This is a genomic window from Sphingomonas sp. Leaf38 (assembly GCF_001421825.1).
In the GTDB taxonomy this organism is placed as follows: Bacteria; Pseudomonadota; Alphaproteobacteria; order Sphingomonadales; family Sphingomonadaceae; genus Sphingomonas.
Genome location: NZ_LMLD01000012.1, coordinates 1 through 24,042 on the forward strand (window position 1 = coordinate 1; position 24,042 = coordinate 24,042).

Below are 24,042 nucleotides of genomic sequence, written 5' to 3' on the forward strand. Positions count from 1 at the left end.
CATCTAAACCTACAATGTCAAAGAGCCGACAAAAATACCGACACTCGCATAACCTCCCTTTCGAGAAGCTTGGAGCATCTGGTTTTTTGCGACCGAAGCAACCAGACCATGGGGCCGTTCGCTGCGGTGACACCCCTCTAGGACCACTCCACAAACCCGTCAAACGCTTTTTTGCATATTTGTGGCAATTTTTGAATTTCTGGCGCCACAGCGCGCCCCAGGCTTCGCCCTCGTGCACCTACGGGCACCATCTCAGCGCAGATCCAAGCTGGCCACAAGCGAGCGTGCCACATGGTCGTAAAACAGGATGCCCGACGCGCGCGGTCTTAGACGAGCGGCAGATCGGGATGACCGCGTCAGAACCGGGAGTTTGTATCAGGCCATGGTCGGCGAATGCGTTTGCAGGCATCGTGAACGATTTTGCGAAGGGGCTGGATCACTGGGCCGGTCGTAAATCGTTGGATAGTGGCAAACCGCCGACAAGCGGTCACGCCCGAGACAGCTCAGTGCGTTGCATCCTTACCGACGAGCGCTTCGAAGGCCTCGATCGGAAGCGGCGTACGGAACTGGCAGCCGGCGGTAAAATCGTCGGCCCACATGATCTCGGCAACGACCTGTCCGATCTGGGGAAGGGTCAACCAGATACTGGTACCGCGCTTGAGCGCCGAATAGGTCTGCAGGCGTGCGCCGTGCACCGAGAGATCGACGACCTTGCACAGCGTCCGTCCCGCCTTGCCGATCCGCACATCAAGCGAAACCGGCGCACGCGGGGAGCGGCGCCGGCTTGAACTTTCTGCGGGTTCGAATTCGGCGGCGAACATGATGACCTCGTTCTTATGAACCCAGTCTAAGTCGCCGATGGCTAACGCTGTGTTAACAAACGCAGCCATTTTGGAGAAATTCGAACCCGTTTTGAGGAGTTTGCGTACTTACTTGCGCAGCGTGAGACCGCCTCCGAAGCGCTTGTTGAAGCGCGCAACCTGCCCGCCAGTGTCCAGCATCGTGCCACGGCCGCCGGTCCATGCCGGATGCGCGAGCGGATCGATCTCAAGCGTCATCACGTCACCTTCCTTACCCCAGGTGGTGCGAGTCTGGTACTTGCTGCCATCGGTCATCTGGACGGTGATCATGTGATAATCGGGATGCGTATCGGCCTTCATGGGACTTCTCCGGTAGGTGGCTGGTTCCGACCAGCCTGAAATGGAAGGCGCGCCCGTACACGGACGCGCCTGAATTGACAAGATTGCCTCGATGTCAGGCCTTGGGTGGGTCGGCGATCATCGCCGTGAAGTTCGCCTCGGCCACCAATTGCCCATCGACCAGGGCGCGGCCGGCAAACTTGCACACCGCGCTGCGCTTCTGGACGAAATTCACCTCGAGCTTGAGCAGCACGCCAGGTTCGACGGGCTTACGAAACTTCGCGCCGTCGATCGCCATGAAATAGACAAGCTTGCCCGAGCCCGCGAGCCCCAGCGACTCGACCGCGAGAATTCCCGCAGCCTGCGCCATCGCCTCGACGATCAACACGCCCGGCATGATCGGCCGACCGGGAAAATGCCCCTGAAAGAACTGCTCGTTCATCGACACCGCCTTGATCGCGGTGATCGACGTGTCGAGGATCAGATCCTCGACACGATCGACCAGCAGCATCGGGTAGCGATGCGGCAAGGCCGCCATGACGCGCCCTATGTCGAGCGGGCCCATGCCGGTCTTGCCGTCGGACTCAGCCGCGTTGTCGGCAGTGTCGATCTCGCTCATCGGTTCGGCTTAGCGACCCTGCGGGGTGCGCGTCGCGGCTGGCGCACGCGCGGCTGGCGCCGCCGCGGCGCCCTGCTGCTGGCCACCCTGCTGGTTCGGCTGCCAGTTCGCGGGCACGGCCGTGCTGACCGATGGCACCAGGCGATCGAGCTCGGTCGTGATCGCGGCGGTGATGTCGGCGGTCGGCTGTGCGAACAGCGCAGCCTCAGGACGCAGCAACAGGCTGACGTTCTTCGCGCGCACCGCGGCAGTCACGGCGTCGCTGAGCTTCGCCTGGATCTGCTCGATCGCATATTGCTGTGCGCGCTGCGCCGGCTGCGTCAGGCGAGCGAGTTCCTGGTTGGCGGCATTCTCGCGCGTCTGGATCGCCTGAGCCTGCGGACGAAGCGTCGCTTCGGTCGCGCCGGGCGCACGCTGTGCGGTCTGGAACGCGGTGACCAGCGGCTGGAGCTCGCGCGCGACGGCCTGGCGGCGCGTCTCGGCCTGGTCGAGCTGTGCCTTGTAGGTCGTCTCGATCTGGGCGCGAGCCGCGTTCCAGGCCTTCGAGTTGGCGATCGCGCCCTGCGCGTCGGCAACGGCCACGCCCGAAACCTGTGCATCAGCAGCGGTCGCGGTCATGGCAGCCGGTGCGACGAGCGCTGCGGCGAGGAGAAGCGTCTTGAACGTCGTCATCAGAACTGTGTCCCTACGTTGAAAGTGATAAGCTTGGGGTCGTCACCCTTCTGGGTGAGCAAGGCCTTGGCGAGATCGATCCGGAGCGGGCCGAACGGCGAGTTCCAGTTCACGCCGATACCGACCGACAGACGCGGCTTGGCCGAATTGCCGAGGAAAGTCTCCTGGAATGGCGCGGTACCCGGCGCGACCGTGTTGGACTCGCCACCGACACACCCTGCGTTTCCGGTGGTGGGCGTCGCGGAATAGCCCGCGGAGCACGTCGTCAGGCGAGTCACCGGTACCGTCGTGCCCGTCGGGGTGTAGACGTTGTTGTACAGGATGTTGTTTGCGCCGTCGCGAAGCGGCAGGGCCTGGTAGACCCGGTTACCGTTTTTATCGAGCGTGAACGGAAAATCTGCGGTCGGGAGCGGCTTCTTGATACCGAAGAGGCTGCCCACCTGCGCATAAATCGACGGACGCAGCCCCAGCTCGCGTGCACCCGACCCCAACGGGATCTCGATCTCCGCGCGGGCCAGATAATAAGCGCGACCACCGAGCGCGTCGTCCTGCAGCTGGTCGCGGCTCGTCTGCACCGACTGCGTGCCGTCGGCATTGTTGATATACGCAGCTCGCAAGACGCGGGGTCCGACGCCGCGAATGTCGAAGCCGCGGAACTGCGGTTCGCCGAGATAGAAGCGGTCGGTGATGCGGATGGGGTCGCGTCCGGGGCCCGGGCTCTTTTCGAGCGGATGGATATAGCCACCCTCCGCAATGATCGAGCCGATGAAGCCGCTACCAAGGTTCGCGTATTTCGATCCTTCGAGACGCGTACGGAGATACTTCACGTCGCCGCCAAGCCCGGCGAAATCCTGGCTGAACGAGAAACGCGAGCCCGCGGTCGGGCGCAGGCGACTGTTGAGCGTATCGCGGCTGAGCGAGTAGCCGATCGACGACGTCCAGCGATTGCCGATCGCATCGCACAGATAATTACCGGCCTGGAGCCTGTTACACGTGCCGTCCGCGTTCAAGAACTGGTTGTCGAGCGTCACCTGATCGTACGACAGACCATAACGACCCGACAGCGACCAGAATTCGGTGAGCGGCACACCGGCGCGCAACTGGAAGCCGGTCGAGACCTGCGAATAATTGGTCTGGCGATCGTTCCCGCTGAAGCTGAACGAGTTGTAATCGCGACGGAAGATGTCGCCACCGAGCGCGATGTTCTTGTCGAACAGATACGGCTCGGTGAAGCCCAGCTCGACCGACTTCGAATAGCTCGAATAGTTCACGCCCGCACGCAGTTCCTGACCCTTGCCGCGGAAGTTGCGCTGCGTGATGTTCGCCTGGATAATGAAGCGTTCGAGGCTCGAATAGCCTGCCGACAGCTGGAGCTCGCCGGTCGACTTCTCTTCGAGGTTGGTCTCGAGAATCACGCGGTCGGGCGCCGAACCCGGCAGCTGCTTGATCTCCATCTTGTCGGCGAAATAGCCGAGCGAGTTGATGCGATCCTGCGAGCGCTTCACCTGGAAGCTGTTGAACGCATCGCCCTCCGCCAGACGGATCTCGCGGCGGACGACCTTGTCCTGCGTCTGCGTGTTCCCGTTGATCTCGATCCGCTCGACATAGGTCCGCTTGGCTTCGGCGATGTTGAAATTAATCCCCATCGTCAGCGTTTCGGCGTCCTTCTGGAACTCCGGGTTCACCTCGGTGAAGGCGTAGCCGAACAGGCCCGCGGTCTGGCTAAGGTTATCGACCGAATCCTCGACCAGCTTGGCGTTGTACCAATCACCCTTCTTGAGCGGCAGCGTAGCGGCGAGCTTCGAGTTGTCGAAGTCGCGGATCTGGCTGTCGACGGTCACGTCGCCGAACTTGTAGCGCTTCCCTTCTTCCACCACGTACGTGATGATGAAGTCCTTTTTATCCGGCGTCAGTTCGGCGACCGCCGAGGTGACGCGGAAATCGGCATAGCCCTGCGTCAGGTAGAACTGGCGCAACTTCTGCTGGTCGTAGGACAGGCGATCCTGATCATAGCTGGTCGCCGACGACAGGAGGCGGAACAGCCGCGCCTGCTTGGTCGCCATTTGGCCACGGATCTGATCGTCGGAAAACACCTCGTTGCCGAGGATGTTGATCTGGCGGACCTTCGACTTCGGCCCTTCGCTGATCTCGAACACGACGTCGACGCGGTTCTGGTCGAGATTGACCATCTTCGGGTCGATCACTGCCGCGAAGCGCCCCTGACGGCGGTAGAGTTCGATGATCCGCGAGATGTCCTGACGGACCGCGGTGCGCGTGAAGATCTGGCGCGGCGCGAGCTTGATCTCTTTGGTGATCTTGTCGCTCTTGAGCGCCTTATTGCCCTCGATGATCACGCGGTTGATGATCGGGTTCTCCCGGACGCGCAACACGATGTTACCGTCTTCGACGCCGGCGATCGAATAATCCGCGAACAGGTCGCTCGCCTGAAGATCCTTCAGCGCCTGGTCGAGCGTCTCGGCCGTGTAGGGAATGCCAAGCCGAAGCTTGGTGTAGGACAGCACCGTCTCGGGCTCGATGCGCTGCGACCCTTCGACCCGCAAAGTCTTGATCGTCCGGACGGATACGGGCGCCGTTACCGGCGTTACAGCATTCGTCGCACCGTTGACCGCGTTCCGCGCGGGCGGCGTGGTCGACGAGGGCGTAGCTGGTGCCGTAGGCGCCGTCTGCGCGAACGCGGGCACGCCGGACAGGATCGTGCCTGCCAAAAGCAGGGCGCCCTTCCGCGCGAAATCGTAACCGTTGATCGCTGTCACCAAACCCACCCTAAAAACGTGCACATACAAGGCGCGCCCGCCCTGCCCTATCGAGGTCAGCCGATCAAGCCAGCCAGATTCTTCCAGAGCCCGAAATTGCCGAGATCGTTGAAGGTCACAATCAGCATCAGCGCCAGGATCGCCGCAAGGCCACCGCGATACGCCCATTCCTGCACCTGCGGCTCGACCGGGCGCCTGCGCACCGCTTCGATCGCATAGAAGAACAGATGACCGCCATCGAGCATCGGCACTGGCAGCAGATTGATGAACCCCAGATTGATCGAAACCAGCGCGATCAGGAACACATAGGCATCGAGCCCCAGCGACATCTGCTCGCCCGACACCTTGGCGATGCTCAGCGGGCCGCCGAGTTCCTTCACCGACCGACGCCCGGTGACGACCTGACTGAGCGTCTCGACCATCATAGAGACGATCTGCCCCGTGCGCTTCACCGCGACGACCGGCGCCTCGATCAGGCTGACGGGGACGATCACGGGCTTGGCGCCGGCGATCCCCAGCCGACCGATCTTGTATTCGTTGCCGAACCGATCGCGCTGGAGCTCGGTGCCGATCACGAGATCGCGCGAGACCATCTGGTCGCCGCGCACCGCATCGATCTGCGTGCGCTCGCCGGCGCGGATGCGCGCGAAGCGAGCGAGGTCGTCGAACGTCTCGACCGACCGCCCGCCGATCGCGGTGATCCGGTCGCCGACCTGCAATCCCGCCGCCGCGGCCGCGCTGCCAGGCACCGTGCCGCCAACGACCGGTGGCATGCGGATGTCGCCATAAGCCAGGGCGAAGCCGCCGAGAATCAGGATCGCGACGACGAAATTGACGACCGGCCCTGCCGCGACGACGATCGCACGCTGCCATACCGGCTTCGATTGGAAGGTGCGCTGGCGCTCGTCGGCCGGCAGCGACAGCCATTCGGCCGAGGGCTGGCTCGCCGGGTTCATGTCCCCCGCAAACTTTACATAGCCGCCGAGCGGGAGCCAGCCGAACTTCCAGCGGGTGCCGCGGCGATCGGTGAATCCGGCGATCTCGCGACCGAAGCCGATCGCGAACGCATCCGCCTTGATCCCGAAAAAGCGTCCGGCGAGGTAATGCCCCATCTCGTGCACGAACACGAGCGGCCCGATCACCAGGGCGAACGACAGGACGGTCAACAGGATACCGGGTGTTTCGATCAAACCGCGCAATCCTTCACACGCTCGCCCGCCAGGACCCGCGCCTCGGCGTCGATCGCCAGTACGGCATCGACGCTGTCCGGTGCGGCCGGGTTGTAGCGTTCTAGCGTATCCTCCACGATTGCGGCAATTTCGAGGAAACGAATGCGGCGCTTGAGGAAGGCCTCGACCGCGACCTCGTTGGCGGCGTTGAGGATCGCCGGCCGCGCGCCCCCCGCATCCAACGCCTCGCGCGCGAGTCGCAGCGCCGGAAAGCGCACCGGATCGGGGGCCTCGAAGTCGAGTCGGCCGATCGCTACCAGGTCGAGCGGCGCCATCGGCGTCGCCATCCGGTCGGGCCATGCTAGTGTGTGGGCGATCGGCGTCCGCATGTCGGGGGGACCAAGTTGCGCCAAAACGGACCCATCGACGTAATCGACGAGGCTGTGGACGACCGATTGCGGGTGGATGACGATCTCGATCCGGTCGTGCGGAATCGGGAACAGCCGTGCGGCCTCGATCAGTTCGAGGCCTTTGTTCATGCAGGTCGCCGAATCGACCGAGATCTTCGCGCCCATCGACCAGTTGGGATGCTTGACCGCCTGTTCGAGCGTGACGCCGCGCATCTGCTCGGTTGTCCAGTCGCGAAAGGGGCCGCCGCTGCACGTCAGGATGATCCGGCGGACGCGCTCGGGCCGGCTCGCGTCGAAACACTGGAAGATCGCGTTATGTTCGGAATCGGCAGGGAGCAGCGTCGCGCCGGTCCGCTTCGCCGCGGCGAGGATGACGTCGCCCGCGGAGACCAGCGGCTCCTTGTTGGCGATGACGACGGTGCCCCCCTGCTCGATCGCCGCCATCACCGGCTTCAGCCCCGCGCACCCGACGATCGCGCCCATCGTCCAATCGGCGCCCGACGCTGCCGCCTCGGCGATCGCCTCGGCGCCGCCACCCGCACGGATCCCCGTGCCGGCCAGCGCGTCACGAAGATCGGGAAGGCAGCCCGCATCGGCAACGACGGCAAATTCCGCCTTGGTCCGGATCGCGGCGGCGGCGAGCTTGGCCACGTCGCAATTCGCGGTCAGCGCGACGACGCGAAAACGGTCGGGCTCCCGCTCGATCAGGTCGAGCGTCGACGTGCCGACCGAGCCGGTCGCGCCCAAAATCGTCACGCTCTTCATGCGTAGAAATGCGGCAACAGGACGAGGAACGCCGCGACCGGCGCGACCGGGACCAGTCCGTCGAGCCGATCCATCACGCCGCCATGCCCCGGCAGGATATTCCCGCTGTCCTTCACACCCGCCACCCGCTTCATCCAACTCTCATAAAGATCGCCCATCTGCGCCAGCACGGCGAGCACGGGGGTCGCGAGCGCCAGCCGAATCGGCAAGCCGTGCTGCGTGTGCAGGACCGCCGCGACCGCACCGGCCAGCACAACGCCACCAATCAGCCCCGACCAGGTCTTGTTCGGGCTGATCACGGGCGCGAGCTTGGGCCCGCGCAGCGTCCGCCCGGTGAAGAACGCACCGATGTCGCACGCCCACACCAGCGACAGCGCCCAGAGCGTATAGAGAATGCCGTCGTCCTGCCGCCGGATGATCATCAGCGCCAGCACGGGAAGCCCGCAGTACAGGATACCAAGCGCGAGCTGCGGCCGGCGCGTGGTGATGACGACGAAGAACGCCGCGCCCGCGAGCAGGCCAAGCGTGAAGAAATCATGGATCACAAGGATCAGCGATGCGGGTGCCATCAGCGCGAGCGGCACCGACAGCGCGAACTGCGTCATCCGCTTGGTCTTGGCGTCGGCACCGTGCAGCGTCGACCATTCCGCCATCATGAACAGCGCAGCAACCACGCCCAACAGCCAAAACGCGATCCCGCCAAGCGTCAGCGCAAGGCTGGCAACGACGATCATCGCGACGCTGGCGATCATCCGAAGTTTGAGGTTTGAAGGCGTTCGCAGCACCTGATCGGGCGCGTTCGCCGGGTCTGGCAGAGTCGTCAAAAGGCCACTCCAAACCGAGTATTTTTCCCCGCCCCCCCGCGCTCGCGCGGGAACAGCGGAGTCACAGACCACCGTAGCGGCGCTGGCGTTGCCCGAACGCCGTGACCGCATCGGCGAGCGCGGCGGCATCGAAATCGGGCCAGAGCGTGTCGACGAAGAGCAACTCGGCATAGGCCGCCTGCCACAGCAGAAAGTTCGACAGCCGTTGTTCGCCCGAGGTGCGGATCATCAGATCGAGCGGCGGCAGATCGTGCGTATCGAGTTCCGCCTCGATCGTCGTCGCGTCGATGCTCGCAGGGTCGAGTGCACCGTCGCGCGCGCGCTCCGCCAGGCGCCGCGCGGCCCCCACCAACTCGGCATGCGCGCCGTAGTTAAGCGCGATCGCCAGAATGGGGCCGGTATTGCTCGCGGTCCGCGCGATCGCATCGTCGACCATTGCCACCAGATCGGGCGAGAAGCTGTGATAATCGCCGATCACGCGCAGACGGACGTTCTCGCGTGCCAGTTCGTCGAGATCGCTGCGGATGAAATGCCTGAGCAACCCCATCAGGTCGCTGACCTCTTCGGGCGGACGCCGCCAATTCTCCGACGAGAACGCGTAGAGCGTCAGCGCCTCGATCCCCATCGCGCGTGCGGCGCGCGTGACCTTGCGCACCGCCTCTACGCCGGCCTTGTGCCCGGCGAAGCGCGGCAGGAACCGCTTCTTCGCCCAGCGGCCATTGCCGTCCATGATGATCGCGACATGACGCGGCACCGCCCCGCCCGACGGGACGGCAGCCAACGGCGCAGTCGAAGAGGCCAACGGCCTCACTTGCCCAGGATTTCCTTTTCCTTGGCGGTCGCGGTCGCATCGAGCTCGGCGATGATACTGTCGGTCAGCTTCTGGACTTCGGTTTCGTGACGCTTGCGCTCGTCCTCGCCGAACACGCCCTTCTTCTCATCGACCTTCAGCGAATCCATCCCGTCGCGGCGCACGTTGCGGACCGCGATGCGCGCCTTTTCGGCATACTGGCCGGCAAGCTTGGCGAGTTCCTTGCGGCGCTCCTCGGTCAGGTCGGGGATCGGCAGACGCAGCGTCTGGCCGTCGACGATCGGGTTGAGCCCGAGGCCCGCCGAGCGGATCGCCTTGTCGGTCGGGCCGACGTTCGACTTGTCCCAGACCTGCACCGACAGCATCCGCGGCTCGGGCGCGGACACGGTCGCAACCTGGTTGAGCGGCATCGACGAGCCGTACACCGTGACCATCACAGGATCGAGCAACGCGGTCGACGCACGGCCGGTACGCAGGCCGGCCAGATCATGCTTCAGCGCTTCGACGGCGCCTGCCATGCGGCGTTCCAGATCGGTCTTGTCGTATGCGGCCATCTTAAAGCTCCTGCTCGTTCTGAACGACCGTCGACACACCATCACCCGCCAGCACAGCGGCGAGATTGCCGGGTTCGCGGATGTTAAAGACGACGATCGGGATATTGTTGTCGCGGCACAGCGCGATTGCGCTCGCGTCCATGACCTTGAGGTCGTCGGACAGCACGCGGCTGTACGACACCGTTTCGTACCGCACCGCGTCGGGGTGAGTCTTCGGGTCGGCGTTGTAGACGCCGTCGACCGATGTGCCCTTGAACAGCGCGTCGCACTTCATCTCGGCGGCACGCAATGCGGCGCCCGAATCGGTGGTGAAATAAGGGCTGCCGACACCCGCCGCGAAGATCACGACGCGGCCCTTTTCGAGGTGGCGTTCGGCGCGGCGGCGGATGAACGGCTCGCACACGCTCGCCATCGGGATCGCAGACTGGACGCGCGTGTCAACGCCGATCTGCTCTAGCGCGTTCTGCACCGCGAGCGCGTTCATCACGGTCGCGAGCATGCCCATGTAATCGCCGGTCGCGCGGTCCATGCCGCGTGCGGCGCCGGCCATGCCGCGGAAGATGTTCCCCCCGCCGACGACGATGCAGATCTCATAGCCCTTGGCCTTGATGTCCGCGATCTCCTGCGCGACGCGCGCGGTTACTGTGGGATCGATCGACAGGCCGGACGGTCCCATCAGGACCTCGCCCGACAGTTTCAGCAGGATACGGTTGTAGCGCGGAGGCGTCATAAATCTCGAATTGTGATTGGCGGGGCGGCGCGGACCTTAGGCGGCGGGGGCGGCGATGGGAAGCGCTGCGCGGCGGTTGCACCGAATCTGGACGGCAAAGCGACGGAAAATCATCCGTCGCAGGAGTGCGCACAAGACATTACCGGCATTCCCGCGGAGGCGGGAACCCATAGCGGCTGGCGTCGCGATCGATCACCGCCCGGGGAGGATATGGATCCCCGCCTGCGCGAGGATGACGAGGCAGGTGGAGTGCCACCGCCTTAATCCTTCGCCCCTTGGGGAGAAGGTGGCCCGGCAGGGCCGGATGAGGGGGCGTGAGGTTCGAGACCTTGCCACTCCCCTCACCCCTCCCACGGCCAAGTAGCCGCGAGCCCCTTCCCTCTCCCCGGAGGGGCGAGGGAGGAAGTCGGCTTAGGCCTGCGGAACGCCCGAAGCGGCAGCGACTTCGGCGGCGAAGTCGGACTGTTCCTTCTCGATGCCTTCGCCGAGCTGGAAGCGGACATAGTCCACCAGCTTGATCTCGGCGCCCGCATCCTTGCCGGCCTTGGCGACGACGTCGGAGATCTTGGTCTTGCCGTCCATCACGAACAGCTGGCTGACCAGCGCATGCTCCTTGCGGTACTTGGCGATGCCGCCCTCGACCATCTTGGCGATGATGTCGGCAGGCTTGCCCGACTCGGCAGCCTTCTCGGTCGCGATCGCGCGCTCGCGCTCGATCTCGGACTCGTCGAGGTCGGCTTCGTTCAGCGCCTTCGGGAACGCAGCGGCGATGTGCATCGCGAGCTGCTTGCCGAGCGCCTGGAGAACCTCGTCTGAAGCCTCCGATTCAAGCGCGACGAGCACGCCGATCTTGCCGAGGCCGGGCGCGGCTGCATTGTGGATGTAGGGCACGACCGCGCCCTTGCTGACTTCCAGCGTGCGCGAGCGGCGCAGCGACTGGTTCTCGCCGATCGTCGCGACGTTGTTCGTCAGGACTTCCTCGACGGTCTTGCCCGATGGCATCGCCTGCGACTTGAGCGACTCGATGTCGCCGCCCTTCGCGAGCGCGATCTGCGTCACGTCACGGACGAACGACTGGAACTGGTCGTTCTTGGCGACGAAATCGGTTTCCGAGTTCACTTCGACCGCTGCTCCCTTGGTGCCCGACACGGCGACGCCGACCAGGCCCTCGGCCGCGGTACGGCTGGACTTCTTGGCGGCAGCAGCAAGACCCTTGGTCCGCAGCCAATCCATCGCCTGATCCATGTCGCCGGCGTTCTCACTGAGCGCCTTCTTGCAATCCATCATGCCCGCGCCGCTCTTTTCGCGCAGATCCTTGACCATTGCTGCCGTGATATCGGCCATGTCTCTCATCCTTGTTTAGGTCTGAATGTAGTTGCGGGCGAGGTAAGGCGAATGCCCTACCCCGCCCGCATGACGGTTCGGCGACGACGCTTACGCGTCGATCTGGCGCTCACCCTCGGCTGCGAACTCGGCAGCGGTATCCGCATTCGCCGCAACCTGCGCCGTGTCGGCGGTTGCCTCGACGACCGGCTCAGCGACGGCCTCTTCCTTCGGCGGCTCGATCATCGCGCCGATGTCGGTGCCGGTGCGGCGCTGCTGCTCCTGGCCGCCACGCGTCGCGGCGATCGCGATCGCCTCGCAGTACAGGCGGATGGCGCGGGCAGCGTCGTCGTTCGCGGGAACCGGGAAGGCGATGCCGTCCGGCGACACGTTCGAATCGAGGATCGCGACGACGGGAATACCCAGCGTGTTCGCTTCCTTGATCGCCAGCTCTTCCTTGTTCGCGTCGATCACGAACATCACGTCGGGAATGCCGCCCATGTCGCGGATGCCGCCGAGCGAAAGCTCGAGCTTGTCCTTCTCGCGGGTGAGCTGAAGGACTTCCTTCTTGGTCAGGCCGACGGTGTCGCCCGACAGCATTTCCTCGAGCGTCTTGAGACGCTTGATCGAACCCGAGATGGTCTTCCAGTTGGTGAGCATGCCGCCCAGCCAGCGATGGTTGACGAAGTGCTGACCCGAGCGACGCGCGGCGTCCGCGACGGGCTCCTGCGCCTGGCGCTTGGTGCCGACGAACAGGACCTTGCCACCACCGGCGACGGCCGACGAGACGAACTCGAGCGCGCGTGCGAACAACGGCACGGTCTGCGAGAGGTCGAGGATGTGGACGCCGTTACGATCGCCGAAGATGTAAGGCTTCATCTTGGGGTTCCACCGGTGAGTCTGGTGGCCGAAATGCGCGCCCGTTTCAATGAGCTGCTGCATGGAGACGACTGGTGCCGCCATAGGGATATATCCTTCCGGTTGTGCCTCTGGGAAGCGGATGACGTCCTGGCCGAATGACCGTGACGCACCGGGCTATGATGCTTCCCATGCGGGGTTAGAGGCGCGCCCCTTAGCGTGGCTTTATCCGAAAGGCAATCGCTCAACCACAGCTTGACTCACGGAACGCAATGAGAACATAAAGGGCTCAGAGAGGAACAGATGTTCGACTCGGCGCGGAATCACCCCGGCAGGGCGAGATTCGAAATGCGACGAGTGGAACGATGTTTCTGACCAAGTGTTTGCGGATATTAGGAATTTGTTCGCAACTCATAGGAAGGCGGACGTGATGTTGGTTCTGAGCTTCATGGTTTTTGCAGGTGCATTCGCGGTCGCAGGCATGATGATCGTATCGTCGATCGCGCCGCAATGGGATCGCATTGTCCGGCTCGCGCTGGGCAATGTCGAACCCGCCTTCCAGCCGCTCCGGACGCTTGCTGTCGCCGAGCGCCGGATCGCCGTCAGGCGCTGGGCGTCGACGAAGGCTCCGTCGTCCGCGCGCCGCTGGAACGCTGCCGCCTGATCTTGGCATAGCTGGCGATGCTGAACGGCATTGAGATCAGGTACAGGACGCAGATGATGCTGAGCGTATGCCACGGCGCGCTCACCATCGCGGCACCGAGCAGGACGACGAGCGCGAGTGCCTCGAACCGCACGTTGCTGCGGAGCTTGAGCGAGCCCCAGGAATAGGTCGCGACGCTCGACACCATCAGCAACGCGATGAACGCGACCCACGGCGCGACGAAATAGGGCGATGCGAAGCGCGCCTCGTCGGTCCAGAACCAGAAGAACATCGGCATCAGTGCAAGGCCGGCACCCGCGGGCGCGGGCACGCCGGTCAGGAACCCGGCCGATTTATGCGGCTGGTGGCTCTCGTCGATCTTCGCGTTGAACCGCGCGAGGCGCAGCGCGCAGAATACCGCGAAGATCAGCGCGCAGATCCAGCCCACCCGCGGCAGCGCTGCGAGCGACCAGAGATAGACGATCAAAGCCGGCGCGACGCCGAACGAGATTGCGTCCGACAGCGAATCGAGCTCGGCACCGAACCGGCTCTCGCCATGAAGCATCCGCGCGATCCGGCCGTCGAGGCCGTCGAGCACGCCCGCGACCATGATCATCGCAACCGCGCTTTCCCACTGCCCTCCGATCGCGAATCGCACGCCGCTGAGACCCGAGCAGAGCGCGAGCGCGGTTACCGCATTCGGCGCCACCGCGCGCAACGGAAGCCCACGCGGCGCACGGCGCGTGCGGCCGAAGCGGCCACGCCCGCGTCCTTCGATCGAATCGGTCGAGCCGTCGTCAATGTCGTTGCGGTCCATCACTGCGCGATACCCCCGACAGGCACGCCACCGACGCGACCGAGAATGGTCTCGCCCGCGATGCTGCGCTGACCAAGGCACACTTGCGGCACGACATGGTCGGGCAGATACACGTCGACACGGCTGCCGAACCGGATCAGGCCGATCCGCTGCCCGGCTGCGACCATGTCACCCGCCTTCACGAAGCCGAGGATACGGCGCGCGACGAGGCCGGCGATCTGCGTGAAGCCGATCCGCATTCCGCTGCGGTCCTCGACCACGAAATGCTGGCGCTCATTTTCTTCGCTCGCCTTGTCGAGATCGGCGTTGAGGAACTTGCCCGAGATATAGACCACCTGACGGATCGTCCCCGCGATCGGGGTGCGGTTGATGTGCACGTCGAACACCGACATGAAGATCGAGACGCGGACCAGCGGCGCGTCACCCAGACCATTCTCGCCGGCGAGTTCGCGCGGGATGGGAACGCGCTGGATCATCGTGATCAGCCCGTCCGCCGGTGCGACGACCAGCCCCTCGCCCTGCGGCGTGGTGCGGACCGGATCGCGGAAAAACGTCGCGACCCAGATCACCACGCCGACCATCGGCCAGAACAGCACGTGGCTGACGATCGTCAGCAGCAGCGTGATGCCGGTCGCGATCGCGACGTATTTGTGGCCTTCCGGATGGACTGCGGGAAATCGCCATTTGACCGTGGAGGTCGTGACGGGCGGCTTGTCGAGCGATGCCATAACGCGCGGGTCTATCCGTGCACGACGCGCGATACAACGATGAACCGGCTTTTCCTGACAGGGCCAACGGTTGCGCAATGCTTGCCTCGGGGGGTGCCCAACGGTTGATCGACGCGGCGCGCTCCCCTAGACGCTCCCCAAACCCCTCCCCGAAGGACGCGCACATGGCGAAGATCAAGGTTAAGAATCCGATCGTTGAGATCGACGGCGACGAGATGACGCGGATCATTTGGGAATGGATCCGTGAGCGCCTGATCAAGCCGTATCTCGACATCCAGCTCGATTATTACGATCTCGGCGTCGAGCATCGCGACGCCACCGACGACCAGGTCACGATCGACAGCGCGCTCGCCACGCAGAAGCACGGCGTCGCGGTCAAGTGCGCGACGATCACGCCCGACGAGCAGCGCGTGACCGAATTCGGCCTGAAGAAGATGTGGAAGTCGCCGAACGGCACGATCCGCAACATCCTGGGCGGCACGATCTTCCGCGAGCCGATCGTCATCAAGAACGTCCCGCGCCTGATCCCGGGCTGGACTCACCCGATCGTCGTCGGCCGTCACGCGTTCGGCGACCAGTATCGCGCGACCGATTTCCTCGTCCCCGGCCCCGGCAAGCTGCGTCTCGTTTTCGAAGGCGATGACGGCGCGACGATCGACCGCGAGGTGTTCCAGTTCCCGTCCGCAGGCGTCGCGATGGCGATGTACAATCTCGACGACTCGATCCGCGATTTCGCGCGCGCCTCGATGCATTACGGCCTGAACCTGAAGTGGCCGGTGTACCTGTCGACCAAGAACACGATCCTCAAGGCCTATGACGGCCGCTTCAAGGATCTGTTCGCCGAAGTGTTCGAGGCCGAGTTCAAGGACAAGTTCAAGGAAGCGGGCATCGTCTACGAGCACCGCCTGATCGACGACATGGTGGCCTCTGCACTCAAGTGGAACGGCGAGTTCGTCTGGGCCTGCAAGAACTATGACGGCGACGTCCAGTCGGACCAGGTCGCGCAAGGGTTCGGGTCGCTGGGTTTGATGACCTCGATCCTGCTGACCCCGGACGGCAAGACCGTCGAGGCCGAAGCCGCGCATGGCACGGTCACGCGTCACTTCCGCATGCACGAGCAGGGCAAGGCAACCTCGACCAACCCGATCGCGTCGATCTTCGCATGGACCGGTGGCCTGAAGTATCGCGGCAAGTTCGACGATACGCCCGACGTCACGAAGTTCGCCGAGACGCTCGAGCGCGTCTGCGTCCAGACCGTCGAGAACGGCCACATGACCAAGGATCTCGCGATCCTGATCGGCCCCGACCAGCCCTGGATGACGACCGAGCAGTTCTTCGAGCAGGTCCGCGCGAACCTTGAAACCGAAATGGCCAACTGGGCATAACTATAGCCCGACTATAGACAGGCCGATCGCGATCGTTTCCGACGCGATCGGCCTGTACTTCTCCGACTACCCAACCAATACATCACCCGGGGCGTCCCAGACGCTCCGGGTTTTTGCGTTTGGCGACGATCCGGAGACAGCAGATGCCTATCACGTCAAAGAACTATATTTGGCTCGATACCGTCGGCACCTTGCCGCGCGTGGTGACCGAGGCGCGCAAGCTGGTCGGCGTCCTCGAAAAACCCGGTGCCGTTAACAACCCGACGATCCTCGGCTGGGCCGACGAACTCGGCGGCAAGGTCGAAGACGTGTTCACCGCCGATTCGATTCCCTGGTGCGGGCTGTTCATGGCGATCGTCGCCAAGCGCGCCGGCAAGACGCCCCCGGTCGATCCGCTCTGGGCGTTGAACTGGGGCAAGTTTGGCGAACCCGCGGGACAGCCGGCGCTGGGCGACGTGCTGACCTTCATCCGGCCGGGCGGCGGCCATGTCGCGCTGTATGTGGGCGAGGATTCCGACGCCTATCACGTGATCGGGGGCAACCAGAGCGATCAGGTGTGCTTCGACCGCTTCGGCAAGGATCGGCTCAAGGCCGCGCGGCGGACCCCCTATATGAACAAGCCCGAGAGCGTGAAGCCCTATGTGCTCGCGGCGAAAGGCGGTCTTTCCACCAAGGAGGACTGATGCGGCTTCTAACCGCACCGCCCTGCCCCTAGGGTAGGCGGATGGCACTCAGGCTCGACAATCACGGTTTCAGCGATGCGCTCGTCATTCTCGGCGCTGCCGGGCTGGTGATCCCCGCATTTGCCCGATTCAGGGTGAGCCCGGTCATCGGGTTCATCCTGGTCGGATTGCTGGTCGGTCCCGCCGGGCTCGGAGCCCTCACCGGCGTCGCGCCGTGGCTGTATTACCTCACTATCTCGAACCCCGAATCGATCGAGCCGTTCGCCGAGTTCGGGATCATCCTGCTGCTCTTTTCGATCGGGCTCGAACTTTCCTTCAAGCGGCTATGGTCGATGAAGCGGCTGGTGTTCGGTACCGGCGCGGCCGAGCTGATCGGCTCCGCGCTGATCATCGGCGTCGCGCTCCACTTTATCGGCCAGGGATGGGCCGGCGCGATCGGGCTGGGCTTCGCGCTCGCGCTCTCGTCCACCGCGCTGGTCCTGCCGCTCGTCGGCACCACCGGCGCGGTCGGCCGCGGCGCGTTTGCGATGCTGCTGTTCGAGGATCTGGCGCTCGTCCCGATCATCTTCGTGCTCGGTGCGCTCGCGCCGACCGCGAGCGCCGATGGCTGGGCGGACATCGCCGGGGTGGCGTTGCGCGGGGGCCTGACGGTGGTCGCGATGTATGTCGGCGGACGTGTCGTCCTGCCGCGGCTGTTCGGCCAGGCCGCGCGGACCAAGAGCCCCGAGCTGTTCCTTGCGGCGTCGCTGCTGGTCGTCATCGTCGCCAGCGTCGCGACCACCGCCGCCGGGCTGTCGCCGATCGTCGGCGCGCTGCTCGCAGGCCTGCTGATCGCCGAGACCGAATATCACAGCGAGGTCGAGGTCATCACCGCGCCGTTCAAGGGCCTCGCGCTCGGCGTGTTCCTGATCTCGGTCGGCATGAGCCTCGACCTGCGGCTGATCGCGCAGAACTGGCCGTCGCTGCTGCTCGCGGTGACGGGCGTCGTCGCGGTCAAGGCGATCGTGACGTTCCTGTTCCTGCGCGTGGCCAATTCGCGGCGCGGCGTGGCGGCCGAGACCGGCCTGCTGATGGGCAGCCCGTCCGAGACGACGCTGATCGTGCTCGCCACCGCCGCGCAGGCGCAGCTGATCCTGCCGTCGACCGCGTCGTTCTGGCAGACCGTCACCGCGATCGGGCTGACGATCACCCCGTTGCTCGCCAAGCTCGGCCGCACCGTCTCGCGTCACCTGGAGAGCCGGTCGGTAGCCGATCCGGGCGATATCGAGATTGACGACGAGGGGCCGGGCACGGTCGTGATCGGCTTTGGCCGGGTCGGGCGGATGGTGGCGGACATGCTCGCGATCCACGGGCAGAAATATGTTGCGGTCGAGGCGGACATCGACTCGGTCGAAGCCGCGCGGCGGCAAGGGCACCCGGTGCTGTTCGGCGACGTCTCGCGCGCGGAGCTGGTCGATCGACTGAAGCTGCACACCGCCAAGGCGCTGATTCTGACGATGGACGACCCGGTGCTGACGGTACGGCTCGCGCGGCGGGTGCGCGCGTTGGCGCCGGACCTGCCGATCGTCGCGCGCGCCCGCGATACCGCACATGCTGCCGAGCTCTACCGCGCCGGCGTGACCGATGCGGTGCCCGAGACGCTGGAGAGTTCGCTCCAGCTGGCCGAGGCGGTGCTGGTCGATCTCGGCGTGGCAATGGGCCCGGTGATCGCGTCGATCCACGAGAAGCGCGACGAGCTTCGGCAGGAAATCAAGAAGGCGGCAGACATGCTGGTCGAGCCGCGCATCCGGAAGGCCAAGCGTACGCCGCGCTCGGCTTAGCGCCTCCGGTCATCGCGCTGATTGTTCTCCCGCGAAGGCGCGAGTCCAGTCTGGGTCCCCGCCTTCGCGGGGAAACAGGGTTGCGTGGGGCGCAAGCGCGCGCGACGGACGACGTTCCGGGTGCAGTCACGCCACGCTATTCACCACCCCGGCGAAGGCCGGGGCCAAAGTGGAGAGGTCGCAGTAACGGACAGCTACGCATCGTTATCACCGTCCCCCAATTGGGCCCCGGCCTTCGCCGGGGTGGTGCATGGATGGCGCTCGTTCAACCGCTCGCTCTTCCCCCGCCCCTGCCATCCACTTTTAGCAGGAGAGACGCTGGCGATGGGCAACGCGCGGCTCTGGTGCAGGCGCGTGCAGCCTCAGGCTACACTCACCCGGCTCGTCATCAGCGGCTGGATCCGCGTCCCAAACGCCTCCACCCCCTCCAGAAAATCGTCGAAGGTCAGCAACACACCCCCGGTGTTCGGCACCGCGGCCATCTCGTCGAGCATCCGCGCGACGCTTTCGTACGAGCCGACCAACGTGCCCATGTTGATGTTCACCGCGCCCTCGGGGGCCGCGAGCTGGCGGACGTTGGTGTCCTTATTGTGCGTATCCTTCGCGCCCTGATCCATCAGCCACGCGATCGCCTCGACATCGACGCCAGCGTTGTAATGCTGCCATTTGGCCATCGCTTCGTCGTCGGTTTCGGCGGCGATGATCATGATCAGGACGAAGACCTGCACGTCGCGCCCGGTCTTCGCGGTCGCGACCGCGAGGCGTTCGTTGTTGACCGCGAACGCGGTGGGCGTGTTGACGCCCTTCCCCAGGCAGAACGCATAGTCCGCCCATTTGGCGGAGAAGGCGAGGCCGTCGTCGGACGATCCCGCGCAGATGATCTTCATGTCGCCGGTCGGCCTGGGCCAGACGCGGCAGTCGGTCATCTGGTAATAGTCGCCCTTGAAGTCGGACGTCCCCTCGTCCCACAGCTCGCGTAGGATGTGCGCATATTCGTCGAGCATCGCGTAGCGGTTGCGGAAATGTTCGTCGCCGGGCCACATCCCCATCTGCGTATATTCGGGCGGCTGCCAGCCGGTGATGAGGTTCAGCCCGAACCGGCCATGGCTGATCGAATCGATCGTGTTGCACATCCGCGCGGCATACGCGGGCGGAATCAGCAGCGTCGGGCAGGTCGCGAAGATCTTGATCCGCTCGGTGACCGCGGCAAGCCCGGCCATCAGCGTGAAGCTCTCCAGCCCGTAGTCCCAGAACTCGGTCTTGCCGCCAAAGCCGCGCAGCTTGATCATCGACAGCAGGAAATCGAGGCCATGCTTCTCGGCCGCCTGCGCGATCGCCTTGTTGAGATCGAAGCTCGGTTTGTACTGCGGCGCAGTCTCGCTGATCAGCCAGCCATTGTTGTTGATGGGAACGAAGACGCCGACCTGCATATGCCGCTCCTATTCGCCGTCGAGCCAGTCGAGCAGCCACATGTTGAAATGCGCCGCCCGCGTCACGTTGCAGGCGTGCGCGCCGACCGCCATCCGCGCGAGCAGCGCGCCGGGTATGCCCGCGGCGAGCTTTTCGGAGGCGGACGGCGGCACCAGCATGTCGTCGTCAGACGCGACCAGCAGAGTCGGCACGCGGATCTCGTCGAGGCGGCCGGCGATGTTGAAGCGCCGCACCGCCGCGACACGACGCTCGATCATGTCCGCGCCGGGGAAGTGCGCGAGCAGCGCCTCCTCCTCGTCCTGGAGCGCGTCGTGGTGATCGGCGATCCATTGCGGCGGGTAGAGGAACAGCGGCTGCGCGTGGAGATAGGCGCGCGGACCGCTGTTGCGCAGCAGCGCGAGCCGCGTGTCGAAACAGCGCGCGGTGTGGAGGTCGAGCTTGGCCCAGCCGTTGATCACGACGAGCCGGTCGAGCCGAGTGGGTGCGACGAGCGCGAGCGCGAGCCCGATATGCCCGCCGAGCGCGTGGCCGATAAAGGTGCAGCGATCGAGCCCGATCGCATCCATCAGCGCGACGACGTCCGCGGCCATCGCCTCCACGGTGAGATCGCCCGCGACTTGGCGATCGGAGCGACCGGTGCCGCGGTGATCATAGGTGATGACGCGGTGGCGGGCGCCGAGCGCGGCGAGATTGGTCTGCCAATAGCTGCCCGATCCGCCAAGACCGCTCGATAACAGGATCGCCGGCCCGTCCGGCTGGCCGTGCGACTCCCAGTGGATGCCGCCTGCGTCGGGCATCAGGCGAGGTGGGCGATGCTGGCGATCTCGACAAGGCAGTCGGGTTTCACCAGCTCGGTCTTGATGCAGTAGCGCGCGGGCTTGGGGCCGGGGAAATACTCCGCATACACCGTGTTGAACGCGGCATAGTCGGCGAGGTCTTTCAGGAAGATATGGTTGAAGGCGATATCCGCCATCGTCGCGCCCGCGGCCTCGAGCGTGGTCTTGATCGTCTCCAGCACCGCGCGGGTCTGCGCCGCGGCGTCGCCGACATGCAACACGATGCCCCCCTCGCCCAGCGCCAGCACCCCCGAGACGTACACCGTGTTGCCGGCCTTCGCCGCCGCCGAATAGGGTGCGATCGGGGTCGGGAACTGCGGCGGGTTGATGGCGTCGAACGGCATGATCGGCTCCTCTACCTCCGTTCGCCCTGAGCGAAGTCGAAGGGCATGGGGGGTGGCGGTGCTTCGACTTCGCTCAGCACGAACGGGTATTCTTGATACGTCATCCGGGCAACTGCCCGAACGAACCGCAGAAATCGCCGACGGTGCTGACCCAGCCGAAGAATTTCTCGACATTGTAGACGGTGGCGGCCTGCATCTCGGGCGGCCCGAGGTGATGCGTCGCATCCTCCAGCATCACCCCGAAATATTCGAGGTGGAAGCCGTCGCGCAGCGTGCTCTCGACGCAGACATTGGTGGCGATGCCGACGAAGACGAGGTTGCGGACGCCGCGCGACCGCAGGATGCTGTCGAGCTGCGAATTGAAGAACGCCGAATAGCGCGTCTTGTGAACGCGGATGTCGCCCGGCTGGGGTTTCAGCGCGTCGACGATCTCGTAATCCCACCCGCCGCGCGCGAGGAAGCGGCCGTGCAGCTCGGGACGCGCGCGCATCGTCTTGAGCGCATTGGACTTGTGCCAGTTCGGCGAGCCGGGACCGCCCGCCTCGACATAGTCCGCGTCCCAGCCGTTCTGGAGGAAGACCACTGGCATCGCCGCGGCGCGCGCGGTGGCGAGGACCTTAATGATCTGCGCGATCGTGGCGGCCGATCCGGCGATGTCGAAGCCGGCGGTGTCGACATAACCGCCGGGCGACGCATAGGCGTTCTGCATGTCGATGACGATCACCGCGGTTTCGGCGGGATCGAGACGCAGCGCCTCCGGCCGCGCGGGCAGCGTGACGGCATTCGCCTCGTTCGCGCCGGTACGCAGGATCGGGGGGCCGACTGTCATTGTGACAAGCTCGCTGGATCGTAGGCATTGTGCAAGTGCGAAATGTTGGGGCGGGTTAGTACGCCGTGGTGCCTCCCTTCGGCGTATTGACCAACCTCTCCCGTCCGCCGCTTCGCCCGATCCGTCATCCCAGCGAACGCTGGGATCTCTGCGTGGTGTGCGCCGAGACCCGAACCGGGAGATCCCAGCTTGCGCTGGGATGACGGACGTTGCTGTGGCCGACTTCGGTGTCTCAAACGTCAGTGGCGCGGCGAGTCAGTCGAACGCCGCCGCCTTACGCCGCCGCCAGCGCGAAATCCTTGAAGCGGTCGCGCAACGCCGTTTTGAGCAGCTTCCCCGTCGCGGTGTGCGGCAGCTCATCGACGAAGACGATCGCGTCGGGGAGCCACCATTTGGCGACGTGCTTCGACAGGTGATCGAGGATCGCCTGATCGCCGACGTCGCCGCCGGGTTTGCGCACCACGATCAGCAGCGGGCGTTCGTCCCATTTGGGATGATACACGCCGATCGCCGCCGCTTCCGCGACGCCGGGACAGCCGACCGCAGCGTTTTCGAGATCGACCGAACTGATCCATTCGCCGCCGGACTTGATGACGTCCTTCGAGCGATCGGTGATCTGCATCGTGCCGTCGGTGTGGAGCATCGCGACGTCGCCGGTGTCGAACCAGCCGTCCGCGTCGACCGCATCCGCGTCCGCGCCGAAATAGCGCTGGACCACCCACGGCCCGCGGACCTGGAGCTTGCCCGCGATCGAGCCGTCGCGCGGGAGGACCTTCCCCTCGTCGTCGACGATGCGCAGTTCGATCCCGAAGGGCACGCTGCCCTGCTTGCCGACGAGATCGAGCTTCTCGTCGTGCGTCATGTCGTCCCAGTGCGGCGGCGCGAAGCCTGCGGTGCCGATCGGCGAGGTCTCGGTCATGCCCCAGAGATGCTTCACGGTGGCGCCCATTCGCATGATCCGGTCGATCATCGCGCGCGGCGCCGCCGATCCGCCGATCGTCACCTGCTTCAGATGGCGCGGCGCATCGCCGGTCGCGTCCATATGGCCGAACATCGCAAGCCACACGGTCGGCACGCCGGCGGAGTGCGTCACCTTCTCGTCGTTCATCAGCCGGCACAGCACCGTGGGATCGTTGACCGCGGAATAGACCACCTTCGCCCCCGACAGCGCGCAGGCGAACGGCAGCCCCCAGGCAGCGGCGTGGAACATCGGCACGACCGGCAACACCACGGCATTGGGGGACAGATCGAACACCCAGGGCGCGACCTCGGCCATCGCGTGGATCATCGTCGAGCGGTGCGTGTAGAGCACGCCCTTGGGATTACCCGTGGTGCCGCTGGTGTAGCAGAGCATGCACGGATCGCGCTCCGGCCCTTCGACCCAGTCGTAATCGCCATCCTCGGCGTCGAGCAGCGCCTGGAAACCGTCGGGACCGAGGTCGTCGAAGCAGATATAATGCCGGACGCTGGTCCACTGGCTGCGCAGACGGTCGACGAGTGGCTGGAACGCCTTGTCGTAGAGCATCACGCGGTCTTCAGCGTGGTTGGCGATGTACACGAGCTGTTCGTCGAACAGGCGCGGGTTGATCGTGTGGATCACGCCGCCCATCCCGATCGTGCCGTACCAGGCGACGAGGTGATGCGCGTGGTTCATCGCCAGCGTCGCGACGCGGTCACCGGCCGCGACGCCGAGCTTTTCGAGCGCCTGCGCGAGCTTGCGGGCGTCGCGCGATACACCGGACCAGTTCGTGCGGGTCTCGCGGCCGTCGGCCCAGTAGCTGACGAGTTCCCGATGGCCGTGTTCGCGGGCGGCGTGGTCGATCAGCCGGGGGACTCGAAGCTCGAAATCCTGCATTCCACCACGCATTCACGCTCTCC

At 65.0% G+C, this 24,042-nt stretch carries 24 protein-coding genes; 4 read left to right on the forward strand and 20 right to left on the reverse strand.

The genetic code is table 11. From position 1 onward, the window contains the following. Positions 1-503: 503 nt before the first annotated feature. The 13 genes from ASE88_RS15530 to rpsB form a co-directional block, all read right to left on the reverse strand. The gene (locus tag ASE88_RS15530) at positions 504-890 is read right to left on the reverse strand and encodes a PilZ domain-containing protein (RefSeq protein ID WP_235527975.1); all 387 of its coding nucleotides are present in this window, start codon (positions 888-890) and stop codon (positions 504-506) included. 39 nt (positions 891-929) lie between these two features. After that, positions 930-1,160 carry a 50S ribosomal protein L31 gene (gene rpmE / locus ASE88_RS15535; protein ID WP_055880673.1) on the reverse strand — a complete coding sequence of 77 codons (231 nt, stop codon included), beginning with the start codon at positions 1,158-1,160 and terminating at the stop codon, positions 930-932. 94 nt (positions 1,161-1,254) lie between these two features. After that, the gene (gene fabZ / locus ASE88_RS15540; protein ID WP_055882297.1) at positions 1,255-1,704 is read right to left on the reverse strand and encodes a 3-hydroxyacyl-ACP dehydratase FabZ; all 450 of its coding nucleotides are present in this window, start codon (positions 1,702-1,704) and stop codon (positions 1,255-1,257) included. A gap of 63 nt (positions 1,705-1,767) precedes the next feature. Continuing rightward, positions 1,768-2,430 carry an OmpH family outer membrane protein gene (locus tag ASE88_RS15545; protein ID WP_055880676.1) on the reverse strand — a complete coding sequence of 221 codons (663 nt, stop codon included), beginning with the start codon at positions 2,428-2,430 and terminating at the stop codon, positions 1,768-1,770. Next, positions 2,430-5,207 carry an outer membrane protein assembly factor BamA gene (gene bamA / locus ASE88_RS15550; protein ID WP_056479695.1) on the reverse strand — a complete coding sequence of 926 codons (2,778 nt, stop codon included), beginning with the start codon at positions 5,205-5,207 and terminating at the stop codon, positions 2,430-2,432. The genes ASE88_RS15545 and bamA overlap by 1 nt, the downstream gene beginning before the upstream one ends. A 53-nt stretch (positions 5,208-5,260) precedes the next feature. Beyond that, positions 5,261-6,394 carry an RIP metalloprotease RseP gene (gene rseP, locus ASE88_RS15555; RefSeq protein WP_056479698.1) on the reverse strand — a complete coding sequence of 378 codons (1,134 nt, stop codon included), beginning with the start codon at positions 6,392-6,394 and terminating at the stop codon, positions 5,261-5,263. Next, positions 6,391-7,548 (reverse strand): 1-deoxy-D-xylulose-5-phosphate reductoisomerase, encoded by a 1,158-nt coding sequence (locus tag ASE88_RS15560; RefSeq protein WP_056479701.1) that lies wholly within the window; start codon positions 7,546-7,548, stop codon positions 6,391-6,393. The genes rseP and ASE88_RS15560 overlap by 4 nt, the downstream gene beginning before the upstream one ends. Beyond that, complete coding sequence (locus ASE88_RS15565; RefSeq protein ID WP_055880693.1) at positions 7,545-8,300, reverse strand: phosphatidate cytidylyltransferase; 756 nt, start codon at positions 8,298-8,300, stop codon at positions 7,545-7,547. The genes ASE88_RS15560 and ASE88_RS15565 overlap by 4 nt, the downstream gene beginning before the upstream one ends. A 133-nt stretch (positions 8,301-8,433) precedes the next feature. Further along, entirely contained in the window at positions 8,434-9,153 is a 720-nt protein-coding gene (locus ASE88_RS15570; protein ID WP_082466602.1) for an isoprenyl transferase, read from the reverse strand. A 26-nt stretch (positions 9,154-9,179) separates the two neighbouring features. Next, entirely contained in the window at positions 9,180-9,737 is a 558-nt protein-coding gene (gene frr / locus ASE88_RS15575; RefSeq protein WP_056479704.1) for a ribosome recycling factor, read from the reverse strand. A 1-nt stretch (position 9,738) separates the two neighbouring features. Then, entirely contained in the window at positions 9,739-10,467 is a 729-nt protein-coding gene (gene pyrH, locus ASE88_RS15580; protein ID WP_056479707.1) for a UMP kinase, read from the reverse strand. A gap of 411 nt (positions 10,468-10,878) precedes the next feature. Further along, a complete protein-coding gene (tsf, locus tag ASE88_RS15585; RefSeq protein WP_055880706.1) occupies positions 10,879-11,811 on the reverse strand; it encodes a translation elongation factor Ts in 933 nt (310 codons plus the stop codon). Between the two features lie 90 nt (positions 11,812-11,901). Beyond that, positions 11,902-12,753 carry a 30S ribosomal protein S2 gene (gene rpsB / locus ASE88_RS15590; RefSeq protein ID WP_056479710.1) on the reverse strand — a complete coding sequence of 284 codons (852 nt, stop codon included), beginning with the start codon at positions 12,751-12,753 and terminating at the stop codon, positions 11,902-11,904. Positions 12,754-13,078: 325 nt separating this feature from the next. On the opposite strand from rpsB, the gene ASE88_RS15595 reads away from it, so the two are divergent. After that, positions 13,079-13,312: a hypothetical protein gene (locus ASE88_RS15595; RefSeq protein ID WP_055880713.1), complete on the forward strand. Its 234-nt coding sequence runs from the start codon at positions 13,079-13,081 to the stop codon at positions 13,310-13,312. Here ASE88_RS15595 and ASE88_RS15600 read toward each other — a convergent pair. Beyond that, complete coding sequence (locus tag ASE88_RS15600; protein WP_055880716.1) at positions 13,251-14,108, reverse strand: CDP-alcohol phosphatidyltransferase family protein; 858 nt, start codon at positions 14,106-14,108, stop codon at positions 13,251-13,253. The two genes, ASE88_RS15595 and ASE88_RS15600, sit on opposite strands and share 62 nt — an antisense overlap. Beyond that, positions 14,108-14,836 carry a phosphatidylserine decarboxylase gene (locus ASE88_RS15605; protein WP_055880719.1) on the reverse strand — a complete coding sequence of 243 codons (729 nt, stop codon included), beginning with the start codon at positions 14,834-14,836 and terminating at the stop codon, positions 14,108-14,110. Before ASE88_RS15605 ends, ASE88_RS15600 begins: the two co-directional genes overlap by 1 nt. Positions 14,837-15,000: 164 nt before the next feature. Here ASE88_RS15605 and ASE88_RS15610 point away from each other — a divergent pair, with 164 nt between their 5' ends. The 3 genes from ASE88_RS15610 (at position 15,001) to ASE88_RS15620 (ending at position 18,724) form a co-directional block, all read left to right on the forward strand. After that, a complete protein-coding gene (locus tag ASE88_RS15610; RefSeq protein ID WP_055880724.1) occupies positions 15,001-16,221 on the forward strand; it encodes an NADP-dependent isocitrate dehydrogenase in 1,221 nt (406 codons plus the stop codon). A 143-nt stretch (positions 16,222-16,364) separates the two neighbouring features. Then, positions 16,365-16,904 carry a TIGR02594 family protein gene (locus ASE88_RS15615; RefSeq protein ID WP_056479713.1) on the forward strand — a complete coding sequence of 180 codons (540 nt, stop codon included), beginning with the start codon at positions 16,365-16,367 and terminating at the stop codon, positions 16,902-16,904. A 41-nt stretch (positions 16,905-16,945) separates the two neighbouring features. Further along, positions 16,946-18,724 (forward strand): cation:proton antiporter, encoded by a 1,779-nt coding sequence (locus tag ASE88_RS15620; protein WP_056479716.1) that lies wholly within the window; start codon positions 16,946-16,948, stop codon positions 18,722-18,724. Between the two features lie 362 nt (positions 18,725-19,086). Here the strand turns inward: ASE88_RS15620 and rutA are convergent, their stop codons facing one another. The 5 genes from rutA to ASE88_RS15645 all read right to left on the reverse strand — a co-directional run bounded on the left by rutA (position 19,087) and on the right by ASE88_RS15645 (position 24,031). Continuing rightward, positions 19,087-20,154 (reverse strand): pyrimidine utilization protein A, encoded by a 1,068-nt coding sequence (gene rutA / locus ASE88_RS15625; RefSeq protein ID WP_056479719.1) that lies wholly within the window; start codon positions 20,152-20,154, stop codon positions 19,087-19,089. A gap of 9 nt (positions 20,155-20,163) precedes the next feature. Continuing rightward, positions 20,164-20,952 (reverse strand): pyrimidine utilization protein D, encoded by a 789-nt coding sequence (rutD, locus tag ASE88_RS15630; RefSeq protein WP_056479722.1) that lies wholly within the window; start codon positions 20,950-20,952, stop codon positions 20,164-20,166. Beyond that, positions 20,952-21,335, reverse strand: a complete 384-nt coding sequence (gene rutC / locus ASE88_RS15635; protein ID WP_056417107.1) for a pyrimidine utilization protein C — start codon at positions 21,333-21,335, stop codon at positions 20,952-20,954. Before rutC ends, rutD begins: the two co-directional genes overlap by 1 nt. Positions 21,336-21,435: 100 nt before the next feature. Then, positions 21,436-22,164 (reverse strand): pyrimidine utilization protein B, encoded by a 729-nt coding sequence (rutB, locus tag ASE88_RS15640; RefSeq protein ID WP_056479724.1) that lies wholly within the window; start codon positions 22,162-22,164, stop codon positions 21,436-21,438. 274 nt (positions 22,165-22,438) lie between these two features. Further along, on the reverse strand, positions 22,439-24,031 hold the full coding sequence (locus tag ASE88_RS15645) for a long-chain fatty acid--CoA ligase (protein WP_056479727.1): 1,593 nt from the start codon (positions 24,029-24,031) through the stop codon (positions 22,439-22,441). Between the last annotated feature and the right edge of the window lie 11 nt (positions 24,032-24,042).